We start from the raw sequence: 15,310 nt of genomic DNA, 5'->3' as shown, positions 1-15,310 counted from the left end.
GAACAACAATGAACTATTTAGTAACTGGTGCGGCTGGCTTTATCGGTAGTGCAGTGGTGAAAAAGCTAACAAACCAAGGGCACCGAGTTGTTGGCATTGATAACCTCAATGACTATTACGAAGTTAGTCTTAAAGAAGCGCGTCTTGCACGTATAGAACACCCATTATTTCAGTTTATCAAACTCGATATTAGTGATCGTGAGCAAACATTAGCGCTCTTTGAAAGCCACCAGTTTCACCGCGTTATTCATCTAGCTGCTCAAGCCGGTGTACGCTATTCGATTGAAAATCCTCATGCTTACGCCGACTCAAACTTGGTGGGCCACTTAAACATTTTAGAAGGATGCAGAGCAACTAATGTAGGCCATCTTATCTATGCATCTTCAAGCTCTGTTTATGGTCTCAACCAGAAAGTGCCTTTTTCGACCTCAGACTCAGTAGATCATCCCATATCGCTTTACGCAGCAACTAAGAAATCTAACGAGTTAATGGCGCATAGTTACTCTCATCTGTATCAAATTCCCACCACCGGTTTACGCTTTTTTACTGTTTATGGCTCCTGGGGTCGACCGGATATGGCACCGCATATATTCACCAAGAAGATTCTCTCAGGTGAGACTATCGACATTAACAATCATGGTGATATGTGGCGAGACTTTACCCATGTTGATGATATAGTCGAAGGGGTCGTTAGGATTGCCGATGTTTTGCCATCTGCGAATAGCGAATGGACTGTAGAGCAAGGCTCACCAGCTTCCAGCTCAGCGCCTTACGCTGTTTATAACATTGGTCACGGACACCCAATTAACTTGATGGAATTTGTACAAGCCATTGAATCTGAATTAGGTATCGAAGCGAAAAAGAATTTCCGTGGCATGCAACCTGGAGATGTCTATCGTACATATGCAGACACTGCTGATTTATTTGAAGCCACAGGCTATAAACCGAAAGTATCGGTGGCTGAAGGTGTAAGCGAGCTTGTGAGTTGGTTCAAGGAATACTACAAGGGGTAACAACCCACTAGTACCGAGAATTGCTTAAGTCATTAGACCAGTTCTTTGTAAAATGCGCCTGACGTTTTTATCTGCTATGCTAAAGGACGTCTAAAGACACTTTTTTCAGTTTCCAATGCCCGATAACCATTATCGGGCATTTCGTATCAATAACTTATATTCGCGTGATAACTTATCTGGATCATTTAAACGTTTTAAATGCATCATCCAGTGGAGTATGTGCGATATGATTCACGTAGTTACTCATCACTTTTTGACTTAGTGCTAAGATGATTTCCAGCAAATTTTGTTTAGTATAACCTGCTGCAAAAAACGCTTTCGTTTGTGCATCACTCAGTTTGCCACGCTCACGCAGCATTTCAAGTGTAGTGGCACGCAGCACTTCTAGCTTCTCATCGCCCAGCGGTGCTTGCTCACGCAGTGCTTTGACCAATTCATCACTCACTTTCATTGATTTTGCGATGGCAGAGTGAGCTGGCACACAGTAGTGACATTCATGTTCTACATTAATCGCTTGCCACACCACAGTTTTTTCATCGTTATTGAACGAGCTATTTAAAAAAGCCTCATGTAACACTTGATAGCCATGCAGATGCTCTGGTGATTCCGCCATTACACCATGAAGGTTCGGAATACGTCCAAACGCTTGCTGGGACTTCTCAAGTAATGGTTTACCTTTTTGCGGTGCAGATTCTACGGTATGGATTGTAAAGTCAGTCATCAGTTGCTCCTCTTGGTGCATTTTGTATTGGTATAACCTGAGATCTAACTAACCTCAGGTTAACTAACCTGAGCTGCGGATAATTAATGCCTTTCTAGCAGCCAGTTTTAGCGCTAACTGCGTTGAATTCACTTCCAATAGCCAGCTATTGGGGCGTAAATTCGCCTTGCCTACAGGATGTAGGTACCTTAGCGAGAGCAGGACGCGGAAGCGGTGTTATCCCCAAAAACTTTCTGGCTAGATAAGGAAAAAATTTAATGTGAGCTTAAGAATAAAGAGTTAGCTCATTCCTTATCCAAACCTCAGGTTAACTACTCATTGGGTGCTAGACTAACCTTACTTGAATGATCATTCAAATAATTATTCGCTATAGTAAACACCATAACTGTCTAAATTAATATGAAATTTAATTAGCTACTGACTGGTCGAGCGTCAAGCCAGCAGCGTTGGGATCAAAAGTAAATTTTGTTCTCAGCGTAGTCGATAATGAGCTTATCATCGTTAAAGTTACTTAAACCCAGCAGGATAAACGGCTCATCTTTATATCCAAGCACCTCAAACACAGGCATATCCGATAAGTGACTTTCAGTATTGATGATTTCCTTGTCACCTAAGCTAAAACGCAGTGATTCTATGGCCACCTTTTTGGTCGCTTGGTCGTTTAACCCTCGACTGATGTCTTCTTCACCCAGCGTTAATGTTAGTTTATTGGCCAGGTGTGAGTTGATGTAGTTGGTTGGAGCGCCGGTATCAAGCACGGCGTCCACCTCTTCGCCATTAAAACTTGCAGTTAGCTTGATGAAATTGTTATCTATTTTAAAACTTTCACTCTCCAATCCCTGTGTCACGCTACTTGGGCAAGCCCCTTGATACAAACTCAGCTCATTATTTTTAAAATCAAACACATTACAATATTGCGACATGTATCCATGTCCCAAAATTCCAGGCAAGACGCCTTCCACATCTAAGCGGGTCATATCTTTAAATACATAAGGAAGCGAGTCTGCTGCTAAGTGACCGACGCTGGTGTGGTCTATCGTTGCCAATACTAGCTCTGAGCTGCCACTTGCGCCTTGCACGTCCATTTTGCTTAGCTTATCTTCTGGCAAGGCAAGTGCTGCTTTCAGATTAACCGGTAAAATACCAACATTCGCAGCACTATCTAAAATCATAGGATGTATAACCGTATGGTTAAGCGTTGCCATCACATAAGCATGACCTTTCTCGGTGTACTTCATCGGTAAAGTGAGCGATTGTGGCGCGGTAGACGCGGTGATCCCACAGCCAACGGTGGTACATGCTAATGCTGATAAAATAATTGCTCTCATAATCTTGCTCTCAAACTGTTGATGTCGTTGTTGAGCTAACTATGCCGAGCAATTGTCAAGCAATTATCAAGTTAGTCGAGAAAACCTCAGCGAAAAGCTTGCGCCTTGATTTTCAGTACTGGTCGCGGTCAATGTCGCGCCCATTAATTCGGCAAGTTGACGGCAAATTGGTAAACCGAGCCCCAAACTGGATGTATCGTGGCGCGACCCCTGCGCACGATAAAAGCGCTCAAACACCTGTTCGAGTTGATTAGGCGACATACCTTGGCCGCAGTCAGCAACCGTAATCACCAGTTCATTATCTTGATAACTGAGCTTTAACGTCACAACGCCACCATCAGCGCCATATTTAAAGGCATTATCTAATAAGTTCACCACTATCTGTCTGACTCTTCCGGCATCAAGCGTCACGGTCACATCTTCTAGAATATCTGCGTTCAATTTCACGCCTCGCGCTTCGGCCTGTGCTTGGTAACGCACTAAGGTCGATGTTAACAGCTCAGAGAGATTTACTCGTGTTGATGACAAGGTCAGCTGCTTTGACTCGGTTAATGACAACAAACACAGGTCGTCGATAATACGGTTAACGTTGTGAAGGTCTTGGGTTATCACCGCTAACTGAGCCTTATCCATCGGGACTATGCCATCTTCCATCGCCTCCAAACGCGAACGAATGCCGTTAAGTGGTGTTCTAAGCTCATGAGATAAGTCGGAATTCATTTGTTTATACTGCTGATGCAAACCTTGTAGCCAAGCCGCAAGATTATTAAAACTATTGATGATTTCACCTACTTCATCATGGCGTTTTAGCGCTAAGCGGGTGTCTAACTCGCCCGACTCTATCGCCTTAAAGCTACGTTTGAGCTGTTTAAGTGGCGACAAAAAGTACCACGACCCCAACCAAGCAAGTAATGCAGCAATAATCGATAAGATGACCAAAGTAAGCATAAAATCATCCAACATCGCTTGCTGCAGCGCTTCCTTTTCAAACGACCTATCTAGCAATACCTCAGGCAACCAAAACAACTCACCCTGTGGTGATAACACATATTGCGCCTCATTAAATTGCACCACAAACGCCGCAACACCGGGATGATGAATTGAAAATTGATGACCGGATTTGACCTGCTCATAGTCTATGCTGAGATCGGGGTTGAGGATCTTTACATCCGCTGTTGAGTTAGCATCTCGCCAAATAAATAGCTGCTCAGGAAAGGTTGATGCTAAAAACGTTAACGTCGCTTCTGGGCTCGCAAAGGTTTTACCAGTCAATGCTTCTTCCACTAAGTCATCATCAAGCAATGAATGACCAAACGTTACCGCACTTTGCTTATTAAATGCTAAAAAAGTGCGCTCGGCTGAGTTTTTAGATAGTTGATAAAAGCTTCCGAGTAGCGCAAAGGTACAAAGCGCCACGAGTAAGGTAAATTTGGTTTTTAGCTTCATGAAGACACCTTACGCGCGATAAATTGATAGCCTTGCCCGTAACGAGTGGCGATAAACTTGGGCTCAGCCTTACTGTCACCTAGTTTTTTACGCAAGTTAGCCAAATGAGTATCGACTGCCCGATCCGTAATAGGCGCATCACTTCCCCATACTTGTTCAATTAATTGCGCGCGGCTAAATACTTGTTGCGGCTGCTTGGCCATGGTCAGTAATAACTCGAACTCCACCGCCGTTAACGCTGGCGTTTGCTGAATTACCGTCACCGATTTGCTCTCAAGGTTGATACTTAAGCCATCAAACAACAAATCGGCACTCTGCTGACCGCGATAGCTACGCTTACATAGTGCCTTTGCTCGTGAGATCACTTCTCGTGGGCTATAAGGCTTACACACATAATCGTCCGCACCTAGCTCAAACCCCTCAAGACGGTCGGTTTCAGACACTTTGGCGGTCACCATAATGGTAGGAATGTTGCGTGCAACGGCTTCTTTAAGTAACTCACGGCCATCACCACCGGGTAGCATGACATCTAAAATAGCGAGTTGAAATGTTAGGTTTTGTAGGGCTCGGTGGGCATCTGGGGCGTTATCGAAATGGACAACCTGCATATCCGCTTGTGCCAGATATAAATTTAATATCTCAGCACTACTTGGGTCATCTTCTACATATAAAACAGTATATTGGTCAGACATTGTTGAGATTAATTTAACGAGTTAATGCTGAGATTCTTAAAGCCGCTTTATAACCACAGCACCTCCGCATGACGAGGGATATTTGTAGCCACGTTGCAGGGTGATCTTTCAGCTAATAATTTAAGTGACTTTACTATGCCACAGCCTTACTCGTTAAGGAACGTCATACTTACCTCTACTGATACCGCTTTTAACTATCGCATAATAAAACAACATCCGCTTCCATCCCTTCCAGCTACTATAACCATTTAAAATAAAAGGACTTTTACATTACTTACAAGCTCAAAATAGCAACCTTTGCAACTCAAAATTAATAGTGTCATAAAGACACAAATTCACAACAACACAAATTTTGATCAAACGCCAAGATAGAGTCACAGGGACAATATACTCCGCTTTTTAACATTGAAACCTTTGTTTTGCTTTAACCTAAACAATCGTTTATTGTGTCCAAAAGACATTAACTAAAAAATCAATGAGCTCAGAACACAATTTATCCCAGTTTCACCCGCCTCTTTTTTCAGTAGACAGTGTGTTATTTACAATTTGGCAAGGTAGCTTAAAAGTCCTCCTCACCAAACGCGCCCATGCGCCGTTCAAAGGCCGCTGGGGATTACCTGGAGGGTTTGTTGATGTTGAGCTGGATGACAACACGGATATGAGCGCGCTGCGTAAGATCAAAGAGAAAACCAGTGTTGCCCCACAATACCTTGAACAACTTCAGGCGTTTTCTGGGATCAACCGTGATCCGCGAGGCTTTAGTGTCACCTTGGTTTATTACGCCTTGATTTCACCTCAGCAAGTGGCAACCCAAATTGACTCAGTAGATGATGTGAGATGGGTGGATCTTAGCGAGATCCCAGATCTTGCAGTGGCTTTTGATCATAAGCATATTATTGAAAAGGCCAAGGCAAGGCTGCAGCAAAAGGCGTTATATTCCATGATCCCGGTTTATTGTTTGCCAGATCAATTTACCATTGGACAACTCAAAACCGCCATCGAAGCCATTATCGCCAAACCCATTCAGCGCAAGAGCTTGGTAAGACGAATTGAAGCCTCAAACATGTTTGAAGCACTGGATGAAAAGGTCAAGTCAGGCGGACGGTTAGCACAGCTCTATAAGCTAAAGCCTGATGTCGATATCGTGCATTTTGAGCGCAATCTGAGCCTAGGATAAAATGCGATTGTGCGGTGTTTATTACAGAGCTATCACTGCCCCTTGCAGATAATCAAGCTCCTGACACCGCATTTGCAGTAACTCAATAAAGTCTCTGGTGTAAGTCGGTGGAGTTCGTTGATTTGGCCAAAGTGCGTAGATGCTGCGAATAAATTGGTAGTCACCGATATAGCTAAATGCGGTTTGAGATTGCGCTGCCAACGCTGCAATTTCTGTCATCGGCAATACGCCAGCACCGTTAGCCGAGCCTACCAATTTACGCACTAAGGTAATATCACCCACATAAGAGACGTGACTAAACTGCGCCAGCAGTGCTCGCCACGCATCGGTTGCGGGCAGTTGCGATGCTTTAAAGGGCAAAAACAGGGTTTGTGTAGTCGCAATTTCCTTGGCGACCACCACCCTTACCGCGATTTGCCCCAGCCGTTTTTGATAGACGCTTGAATCATCCAGCTCCCCGACTCGCACGGTTAAATCAAACCGCTTTTGGCTGAGTAAGGCCACACTATTGGCAGGCTCCACATGCAATTGGATCTCTGGATACTGGGCCTGAAACGATTGCAGCGCATTATACAAAGGACCAATCATTAGGTTTTGCGGGCATAACAGGTGGAAAGTGGACGCTTCTAGTGTTGATAGCGCCTCACTTTGCGCTTGCAAGGCGAGCAAAGACTCCGCCATTTTATCCACCACCGCCTGACCATGATTCGTTAATGTAAGTCCTCTGGCGCTGCGCAGTAAGAGCGGATAACCAAGTTTGTCTTCCAGCGCTAACATCCGCTTAGATAAGGTCGGCGCGCCTATGCCAAGGTCTTCTGCCGCCTTGGCAAAACTTCCTCGGCGGCTTACCTCAACAAAGAGTCGTAAGTCATCTAGCATGGTTATCTCCGCAATCTTAGCTTTCCATTTTTGCCATTCTGATCGGCTGGCAACTCCCTACAATCATACCAACAGCCAGAGGAGGAAACATGCAAAAACTCATTTTTACATTACTGCTGTCATTGTGTCTGTCTTTTATGGTGTCTGGATGGGTTACATACATCAACTTGGGATTAGTGGCGGACTTTACCACGCGATGGGCGCATGCCTTTGCTAATGCTTGGCCAGCCTCGTTCATCGCCGCCTATGTTTTATCAGCCCCAGTTACCGCCGTTACTAAACGCATTATGGAGAAATACCATGGCCAACAGCCACAATAACGTCAACTTTATTGCCCATATCACACCTAAAACCGAGCACTATCAAAATTGTATTAACGCAATCCAGGAGATCTTGCCAGCCACTCGAGCAGAAGTCGGATGTTTACGCTTTGAACTTTATGAAAGTGAAGACCGCACCCAGCTTACCTTAGTCGAACGCTTTGTCGACCATGCCGCGTTTGATTTTCATCACCAGCAAGCCTACACCAAACAGGTATTTACACTGTATCAAGGATGGCTGGCAAAAGCGGTTGATATTATTGCCATCAAACCGCTTTAATTTGCACTTTTAACAAGTTAAGCGCTTCTTCACAAGCAATGATAGAAGCGTTTTAAAGCGCTACGTTAGCGAGGCACTTTGCAGCACAGTGGAGTTATTGAAAAAGCCGTTGCGTTATCGAACAAGTTCGGATGTAATTGCTGAACAAATATACACCACCACAGTCACTAAGGAACGTAAATGGCTACTGGAAGTCAGGGAATAAAATCACACTTTTTGCACACATCTACTATTTCCTTGTTAGCCGTGACCCTGTGGCTTTGTAACACACTCAGCACCAACCTAAACTACGGCTACCTGATGATATTTTTTGCAACTTTCCCTATTGCCTACTTCCTAAAATTAGACCATTTTCTAGCCACCTTTTTATCATGGTTATTGATTCTCTTAGCGGATAAATTCCTCAGTATCCATATGCTGCTGCCGCAAAAAGCTTATGATGGATTAATATTTATAGTCTTAAACGCATTAATATTGAGCGCACCTGTGCTCATTCTAAAAGTATCTATGTGTGTATTTCCGCGCCTCCGCCCTATATTCCACAAACAAAATCCTAAAAACCACCACACAAAATAATTGTATTTGGCGTATCGAGAGTGAAGTATAGCTATGTCTGACAGTGGGTCTACCGTCATTTCTTTAAGGTATATAAGTTTTATATAAAAGCGCTTAAAATTTATACATATAACCTTAATACTCTCATTGATATTGGTAAAAGTGGTATGAGGGAGTATGACCAACAACACTAGTGCAGTTGCTCCTTGGCTAGGCTATACAACACAAGAATATAAACTGGTGCAACGATTGTTAAATGCAAAGAAAGGGAGCGTTTTAGGCTTCGAAATTTTGGATGATGTTCAGGAGCAGTCCGACAAAAGAACTGTTCTTGAGCAAGATAAAATTAGCATAGCTCGTAGGATAGCGCTCTGCCACTATTCACACTTCTATATTGGCTACTTGTCAGCTATCAAAATTAGCTGACAAGTAAAGCTAATCTCACTGAACGGTGGCTAAAACGCCCCCTTTTGCCAAAGCACTTGCCCTTGTTCGCCAATCACCTGTATCCGATGCGCTTCTGTCACCGATGGCCACTCCAACCTTTTCAGCTGCTGAGCTATCACTTCATCTGGGACGACTCGTGCTCTTGCTCGGTTATTTTGCCGAAGTTGTACTTCACCTTGTTGAAATACAACTAACGTCACGAGCGCACCGTAGTCACACCCTAAATCGCAAAGTATCTTACGAAAATCTTTTCGCAGGTTTGTCGCATCCCACACAACATTTTCCTTCGCTGCTAATGCTTTTTTCAGCTTTTGCTTGGCGGCTTGTAGAACCTGACCACGGTTTTTTTGACTCGCGGAACGACCATTAATCTCGCCTCTTAGTTCATCCAAAGAGACCAGTGTAAATCCTTGAAGATGCTTTGCTATCCAACTGGATTTACCGCTCCCACTAGCTCCACACATAATATAAAAATGACCATAGTGCTTTGCCTGTTGGTAAAATTTGATAGGAGCTTCTTCTGGAACTGTGATTTCGCCAAAAGCCATTTGCCTAACTGTATAAGCAGCAATGAAGCACTGTTCTTCAACAGTTGGGTATCGCGATATATTAGCAAGTAGTGATTCAGCCGGATCTGCAACCGACCAAAGCTTATATTCTTGAGCAAACATTTTAAACAAGCTCAGCAGTTCAATTTGCATATCCTGATCTGGGCAGATACGACCTCGCATATCTGCAACTTCGAGCCAGTAGAGCATCTCGAGATCAGCATTTAGCGCTAAATTAAGATATTCACTGAAGCCTTTGTTTTTAACTACCAATAATTTGGGCATTTGATGAAAACCGACTAATGCTAAAATCGTTTGAATAGTCTGCATTGGCAACGGTAAGCCAACGAGTCTACTTGCTAGGTAACTCATCCCGATCGCCTCATGCCGCGGTGCAACAATCCGCCGTTGACCATCAATCTCCTTCGCTCTAGTCACGACAGGCTTGGCAATATCATGCAACAGCGCAGAGAGTATCAGCACCTGCCTTCGCTCCCCCTTTATATGAGAGGCAGAACTCTGCAGCAATGCATAAAGTGCTTCCAATACCATATTGGTATGAATGGCAACATTACCTTCCTCATGCCAAATAGTATCTTGTGGTGTTGCTTCAAGTTCGTGCAAAAGGGGAAAGGTTTCCCCCAACATGGCTAAGCACTCTGTAAAATCAGGCTGATGTTGCTCTGCAAGCAAAGGCAACCAATCCGCTACTTTTTTCTTCGCTAACATACAGTGTTACTCCTCCATGAGTTTGTTTGGTGTAATAACGCTATGCATCCAATGCTTATCCGACACAATATGATCTGAGCGCACCCATTTGGCAACACAATTAACAAACTCATCATAATGGAAGGCATCAGCCACTCTGACCACATAGCCTTCTTGTAAGTTTGTATCTACAACAATACTTTTGATGGTTTTTTCGCACCATGCCCCACGATAGAGCACCTTTGGATTATGCAGACCAAGCTCATTAAAAATAGCTTGGCTATCATCCCAACTTAAACACTCGTTACTCGCGTTCCACACAGAAAAAGCGAGGAAGTAGCTAGGCAACTTCTGATAATGAATGGCGTGCTTTGCATACAAGTTTTCACCACAGATACGCCATCCTTTTGGAATCTTTAGACCTATTTGAGCCTGTAGTGCTTTTACCCAAGAGCGAGATGGATGAAAACGACTGTCGAGTGAACGTGCATGCATATAATCAGCATACAAAGTGGTATTTTCACCATCCATTTTTTCGGTCACGACTACTTGTTTGTTTTTAAAGTGTTCCGTATTGGCACACCTTACATCATCACTTGTGATCCCTTTTGACCACACCAAGTGCGGAGTTCGAGGATATTTAATTCTCATCTTAGTTGCTCCATTTTTAAAATTAAAAAGCCAAGTTGGTACTTGGCCGCAAAATCAGCAATTAATAGCGACAACACGACTTATTGTGTTCTCAATTGCTTGTTCCCGATGGAATTACATTGCTCTATCCTCTTCCTTACAATCTTATTAACACCCGAAATGGGCAGAGCTAAATCACTAAGATACTCGCGACGCTGTCATGTAGTAGCGTCACTAGCTCGTCATCCATAAATTGATATTCGTCAGGAATATCCAACACTTGAACATTTTTATAGCGCAATAAATTGGCGTATTGCGCGCGCAGCCGCGATTTATGCTTTTCTTCCATGACTAAAATAGTATCGGCCCACTCAATATCACTCGCATTTACGCTGCGACGTGCTCTTGGGCTAGTGCCTGCCGATCTCACGCTAATACCTGGATCGTTTTTCCAGATACGCTCAGCGGTTGGACTGCGCCATTGGTTGCGACTACAGATGAATAACACATTAGTTGTCACGCGGAGTGCCTTTATTAAATGGCATCGTTGGACTGAACTGGTTTCCTTTAAAAGTATTTTTAGGATTACCGCGTTGTAGCGCCTGATGCTGCTGCCACCTTGCTTTATCACGAGCCATTTCCTCAGCATCTGCCTGCGCGGCCAATTTCTGTAGCAATAACGCCTTTGCAACGCGCTTATTGGCGTGCTGACTGCGCTCACTCTCCACTCGCACACTCAATCCTGATGCTATATGCGTCGCTCGTACCGCTGAGTCTGTGGTATTAACATGCTGCCCACCAGCTCCTGACGCGCGACAAGTTTGATAGCGAATATCGGATGCCATTGCGACTTCATCTATCTCGGCCATGCTGCCGCTAAAGAACCAATTTTTCCGTTTATGTTTGGCACGAAATGGGCTCTGGCACACCCACAACTGTGGGCCATGCCAATACTCGGCAAGCGCTTTTGCGTCACTCGAAAGCTGTAGCAATACGGATTTCATGCAGCCTTTGTGTTCATGCATTTCTTGCGCTAACACAGTACATTCTGCGCCTATTGCTTTAGCTTGTTTATCGACTAAGTTGAGCGCCAATGCAACGGCTTTCCCGCACTCTGCTGGGCCTTGACCGGCTGAAAGTTGCAACAAGATCATGACGAACAGCTCCCGTTGGTTTTAAATGTCAGCACCGGACGCAATATGGCGATCACTTCTATCAATCCAGCGTCAACCAAATCACTGACGATGGTTTCACACTTTTTATAAGCCTGCGGCGCTTCATCGTACAGCAACTCCTTATTGCCACAGATCACACGACTCCCCAATGCTGTGCGATAAAGGTCTTCGCGTTTATATTTGTGACTCAAGCGGCTTTGGCAGTCACCTCGCTTCCACTTTCGACCAGCGCCATGAGCCAAAGAATATAAACTGGCCGTTAACGCAGGCGCATTGTTTACAGGCTGAACCAAATAGCTATAGTCTCCTCGTGAGCCGGGGATCACGACTGCACCTTTGTCACTTGGGGTCGCACCTTTACGGTGCAGCCAACCTGCGCGGCCATCAATAACTTTTGGACACACGAGGTTGTGATTAACATCTAGCGTACATTCGCCATCGCTACGAATGGCTGCGAGAAATCTTTTTGCAATCAAAAAGCGGTTTAACTCAGCCCAGCGCACCGCTTCATCATGGCGTGCCAAATAGCGTGCGCTTTCACTCTCCGAGCCCGCTTCAGCCACTAAGCCATCATGATTAAAACGCGCAATATGGTCGACCAAAATGGCTTGCCCAAGCCCACGCGAGCCGGAGTGAACCAGCAGCTGTAAATACTTTTTATCAAGGCCAAGCGCAGTAAACGCGGCTTCATTGTAAACACGTTCCACCGCTTGAAACTCGGCGAAATGATTACCGCCGCCAATCGTACCCAGTGCACTTTCAAATAATCCAGCTGAAATATCACGATGTGTCATTTCAGCTTGAATCGTCTCTTGCCAACTGGCATCGAGCGGTTGCTCGATATCTTCTAGCCGTTTAGCAAACTTATCCAAATTAACTTTGGCAACCTTTGTAGTGGTCTGCCACAGCGCCATGCCACAGCCAATATCGTTTCCGACTAACGCGGGATACAGCCGGTCTAGGCTAAAAAATGCCGCGCCGATTGGATAACCACGTCCCGGGTGCAAGTCAGGCATACCTGCAACACGATGCATACTGGCTAGTTCAGCGGTTTTTGTAAGTTGTTGGATCGCAGCGCCTTCAATCCAAGTGTCTTGAGATGCAAATAGACACACGCGATCAGAAATTTGTTGGACGGATCTGCCCATAGTCACCAATACCTTTCAATGAGGTTTAAAAATAATTGTGTATTGGCAGGTCTAGAATGGCTTAGTTATAGCAATCAAATGTTAGGTTGCATAGGCAACACAAAATCGCTAAATACAGCTTTCGCAAGCTAGGAAATATTTATTCGCGCTCGCGAATTACAGAGAAAGACCTGCAAAGGATAAAATTGTATGTGTCATGTTTTTCTCTCCTCTACAGTGAATGAATGGTTAGAATCGCGGCAAGTGTAAACAGTTTGGGAACACAATGCAACCTTGGATTGCCTGTGCGCTGAATGATAAGAATTGCAACTTGTGATATTAACCTAAACAAAGCAAGGATAGCAGCTAGATATTCAGCAACAAGCGCTTAATCACTTACTCCTGCGACTATTATCGATTAAGGAAAACAAATATGACGCAATTCTATTTTGGAGATTGGTACAACGAGGACACTCCAACTCGCCTCGACACCTTAAAACAAGTTTTATCTCAACAAGATAAGGCAACGGTAGAAACCTTATCGGAAGCCCTGTTTGAAAGTTATTTGGATGTCACCGCAGCACTCACGAAAGCACAAGTCATTCAGTATGCCGACTTGATGGGTGATGAGTTAAGTGCGGTAGAGCTCGATATTTGTATGGGAGAATTAGTTGATCATCACCACCCAGATGATATCGAAACGGCCTGTCTTCATTGCCTCGAACTTGGCATTGATTTTCCATTCGCCGACTACTTTTTGATGGAAATGACGGCGAATCGCTCAGAGTTCGACATTGAGTTTTTTGAGCGCACCGTAGCCCCTTCTTTTGTGGAGCTGCGCAAAGCAGGCAAAATGTCTATCACAGACTACTTTGCACTGATGTGCGAAATTATTTGTCGCCTTGATAAGTGTGAATATGGCGCGAATTGTTTAGAAAAGTTACTTAAAGACCCAGAACTCGATTTAAGTCAGCTAACCGAAAACGACTATACTGCGTGTTTAGATACCTGCCACTACGGCTACTTTCTCAAACCTGAACTGTTTCGCTTATTTGTGAAGAAAGCGAATGGTCGTCAAGTAACTGAATCCACAACAGAATGGCAAGAATCGGGGGAGTATTTTCTTATCACCTATCAATTTAAGTCCATTTTCGGTGAAGCCAATGCATATTGTGGCGGTTGGGAAGAATATAAAGACAGTTTTACCGATGCCTTTATCGAACTAAAGCGCAGTAACTTAGTTACTCAAGTAGAACAACAAGTTATCGATTGCTTAGAAAGAGATGGTCACCATGATCTTGCCCAAGCTTTTATCACTGCGTAGTCAAGCTAGCTAAATAGAAGTACTTAAAGCAATGGAAGGTGCGCACACTTTCCATTGCGAAATAGCAAAGCTTAGAAGCTTAGCATTTTTTTAACATGACAAACTTGAGGTAATACATTTTTTTGCACCTCAAATTGTACTCTGTCGCCTTCAGAGATTGTCGCTGCGATGTTCGTTACTCTTTCAAGAATAGTAGGATCGCTGTAGCTTACAGTGCCATTCATTACGCAGCGGAACTTACGTCCATTAGAGTCTTGAGCATTTACAGTTAAATGGTTTTCGCTCACATTCATAGAGAAAGTCCCTGCTTGGCTGTGGTTTAACACAACATCAGCAGTTTGGATGATCACACTACCATAATCTACTTCTGTGATTTTTACTTCAGCAGCAGAAGCCGACCCTGCAGATACACCTAGCGCTAAAACGGTTGCACCAAAAACTTTGTTCAATACTTTCATTGTATATTATTCCTTTATACATTTATTAAGTTCATTTATTAGAAAAGCCCTTGAAATTTAAGGCATTGCAAACCTAACACATAACAAATTCAAATAAAACAAAACAAGTTTAAATATTTTTTAACACGCCACGTAGTTAGTTTAAGATTCAATTTGAACAAGCACATGCAGACACCATTACCGCATTAATAGCCTAGGGCGCAGTATTCCCCGTTGCCGTGCGCGATACACTAGTTTTAGTGTCGAGAAATACGTAAACACCAACAGCTACCTTATTTTAGAAGCGCTTTTGATACGAATAATGAACAATTTTGTGCAATGCTAAGTCGAAACTGTCATAACCATGGTGAGCAGATAACTGTGGATGTCAGTGCTGCTCCTCTGTTGATACTCAGTGAATATGTTACCAAATACAGACAAAGACTGGCTGATATTAGTTGGTTTATGCGGGTACTCAACGAGGATATTGCCCGTAGAGCAAA

General features: G+C 43.9%; 18 protein-coding genes and 1 pseudogene. 8 read left to right on the top strand and 11 right to left on the bottom strand.

The annotated features are described in order from the left end of the window. Nucleotides 1-8 precede the first annotated feature (8 nt). A complete protein-coding gene (locus tag MHN32_RS07020; protein WP_010606944.1) occupies nt 9-1,013 on the top strand; it encodes an NAD-dependent epimerase in 1,005 nt (334 codons plus the stop codon). Nucleotides 1,014-1,194: 181 nt separating this feature from the next. On the opposite strand, the gene MHN32_RS07015 is transcribed toward MHN32_RS07020, so the two are convergent. The 4 genes from MHN32_RS07015 to MHN32_RS07000 form a co-directional block, all read right to left on the bottom strand. Then, nucleotides 1,195-1,734, bottom strand: a complete 540-nt coding sequence (locus MHN32_RS07015) for a carboxymuconolactone decarboxylase family protein (protein WP_239421368.1) — start codon at nt 1,732-1,734, stop codon at nt 1,195-1,197. A gap of 452 nt (nt 1,735-2,186) precedes the next feature. Then, a complete protein-coding gene (locus MHN32_RS07010) occupies nt 2,187-3,062 on the bottom strand; it encodes a retropepsin-like aspartic protease (protein WP_010606946.1) in 876 nt (291 codons plus the stop codon). Between the two features lie 66 nt (nt 3,063-3,128). After that, nucleotides 3,129-4,508, bottom strand: a complete 1,380-nt coding sequence (locus MHN32_RS07005) for a HAMP domain-containing sensor histidine kinase (RefSeq protein WP_237116730.1) — start codon at nt 4,506-4,508, stop codon at nt 3,129-3,131. Further along, a complete protein-coding gene (locus MHN32_RS07000) occupies nt 4,505-5,200 on the bottom strand; it encodes a response regulator transcription factor (RefSeq protein ID WP_235368327.1) in 696 nt (231 codons plus the stop codon). Before MHN32_RS07000 ends, MHN32_RS07005 begins: the two co-directional genes overlap by 4 nt. Nucleotides 5,201-5,675: 475 nt before the next feature. Here MHN32_RS07000 and MHN32_RS06995 point away from each other — a divergent pair, with 475 nt between their 5' ends. After that, on the top strand, nt 5,676-6,377 hold the full coding sequence (locus MHN32_RS06995; protein WP_010606949.1) for an NUDIX domain-containing protein: 702 nt from the start codon (nt 5,676-5,678) through the stop codon (nt 6,375-6,377). 21 nt (nt 6,378-6,398) lie between these two features. On the opposite strand, the gene MHN32_RS06990 is transcribed toward MHN32_RS06995, so the two are convergent. Beyond that, entirely contained in the window at nt 6,399-7,256 is an 858-nt protein-coding gene (locus MHN32_RS06990) for a LysR family transcriptional regulator (protein ID WP_010606950.1), read from the bottom strand. 89 nt (nt 7,257-7,345) lie between these two features. Here MHN32_RS06990 and MHN32_RS06985 point away from each other — a divergent pair, with 89 nt between their 5' ends. The 4 genes from MHN32_RS06985 (at nt 7,346) to MHN32_RS06970 (ending at nt 8,837) form a co-directional block, all read left to right on the top strand. After that, nucleotides 7,346-7,576, top strand: coding sequence for a DUF2798 domain-containing protein (locus tag MHN32_RS06985; RefSeq protein ID WP_010606951.1), 231 nt, complete (start codon nt 7,346-7,348; stop codon nt 7,574-7,576). Then, a complete protein-coding gene (locus tag MHN32_RS06980; protein ID WP_010606952.1) occupies nt 7,557-7,856 on the top strand; it encodes an antibiotic biosynthesis monooxygenase in 300 nt (99 codons plus the stop codon). The genes MHN32_RS06985 and MHN32_RS06980 overlap by 20 nt, the downstream gene beginning before the upstream one ends. Before the next feature lie 180 nt (nt 7,857-8,036). Next, nucleotides 8,037-8,432, top strand: a complete 396-nt coding sequence (locus MHN32_RS06975; RefSeq protein WP_130165171.1) for a hypothetical protein — start codon at nt 8,037-8,039, stop codon at nt 8,430-8,432. Between the two features lie 156 nt (nt 8,433-8,588). After that, on the top strand, nt 8,589-8,837 hold the full coding sequence (locus tag MHN32_RS06970) for a hypothetical protein (RefSeq protein ID WP_239421367.1): 249 nt from the start codon (nt 8,589-8,591) through the stop codon (nt 8,835-8,837). A gap of 29 nt (nt 8,838-8,866) precedes the next feature. Here MHN32_RS06970 and MHN32_RS06965 read toward each other — a convergent pair whose 3' ends face one another. The 5 genes from MHN32_RS06965 to MHN32_RS06945 all read right to left on the bottom strand — a co-directional run bounded on the left by MHN32_RS06965 (nt 8,867) and on the right by MHN32_RS06945 (nt 13,067). Then, entirely contained in the window at nt 8,867-10,135 is a 1,269-nt protein-coding gene (locus tag MHN32_RS06965) for an AAA family ATPase (RefSeq protein WP_239421366.1), read from the bottom strand. A 6-nt stretch (nt 10,136-10,141) separates the two neighbouring features. Next, nucleotides 10,142-10,765 carry an RNA ligase family protein gene (locus MHN32_RS06960; RefSeq protein ID WP_239421365.1) on the bottom strand — a complete coding sequence of 208 codons (624 nt, stop codon included), beginning with the start codon at nt 10,763-10,765 and terminating at the stop codon, nt 10,142-10,144. A gap of 169 nt (nt 10,766-10,934) precedes the next feature. Continuing rightward, nucleotides 10,935-11,264 (bottom strand): phosphotyrosine protein phosphatase, encoded by a 330-nt coding sequence (locus MHN32_RS06955; RefSeq protein WP_237116724.1) that lies wholly within the window; start codon nt 11,262-11,264, stop codon nt 10,935-10,937. After that, the gene (prfH, locus tag MHN32_RS06950) at nt 11,254-11,898 is read right to left on the bottom strand and encodes a peptide chain release factor H (RefSeq protein ID WP_239421364.1); all 645 of its coding nucleotides are present in this window, start codon (nt 11,896-11,898) and stop codon (nt 11,254-11,256) included. The genes MHN32_RS06955 and prfH overlap by 11 nt, the downstream gene beginning before the upstream one ends. Beyond that, nucleotides 11,895-13,067: an RNA ligase RtcB family protein gene (locus MHN32_RS06945; protein ID WP_239421363.1), complete on the bottom strand. Its 1,173-nt coding sequence runs from the start codon at nt 13,065-13,067 to the stop codon at nt 11,895-11,897. Before MHN32_RS06945 ends, prfH begins: the two co-directional genes overlap by 4 nt. Before the next feature lie 412 nt (nt 13,068-13,479). Between MHN32_RS06945 and MHN32_RS06940 the strand changes: the two genes are divergently transcribed. Next, nucleotides 13,480-14,370 (top strand): hypothetical protein, encoded by an 891-nt coding sequence (locus MHN32_RS06940; protein WP_239421362.1) that lies wholly within the window; start codon nt 13,480-13,482, stop codon nt 14,368-14,370. Nucleotides 14,371-14,441: 71 nt separating this feature from the next. Here the strand turns inward: MHN32_RS06940 and MHN32_RS06935 are convergent, their stop codons facing one another. Beyond that, entirely contained in the window at nt 14,442-14,828 is a 387-nt protein-coding gene (locus MHN32_RS06935) for a hypothetical protein (RefSeq protein WP_010606954.1), read from the bottom strand. A gap of 384 nt (nt 14,829-15,212) precedes the next feature. Here MHN32_RS06935 and MHN32_RS23835 point away from each other — a divergent pair. Beyond that, nucleotides 15,213-15,310 (top strand): annotated as a pseudogene (locus MHN32_RS23835) (transposase); the annotation flags it as partial.

Origin of the sequence: Pseudoalteromonas sp. Of11M-6 (assembly GCF_022347905.1) — a bacterium.
Classification (GTDB): Bacteria; Pseudomonadota; Gammaproteobacteria; order Enterobacterales; family Alteromonadaceae; genus Pseudoalteromonas.
The sequence above is the reverse complement of the archived record's forward strand: the minus strand, read 5'-3'. Positions and strand labels throughout refer to the sequence as shown.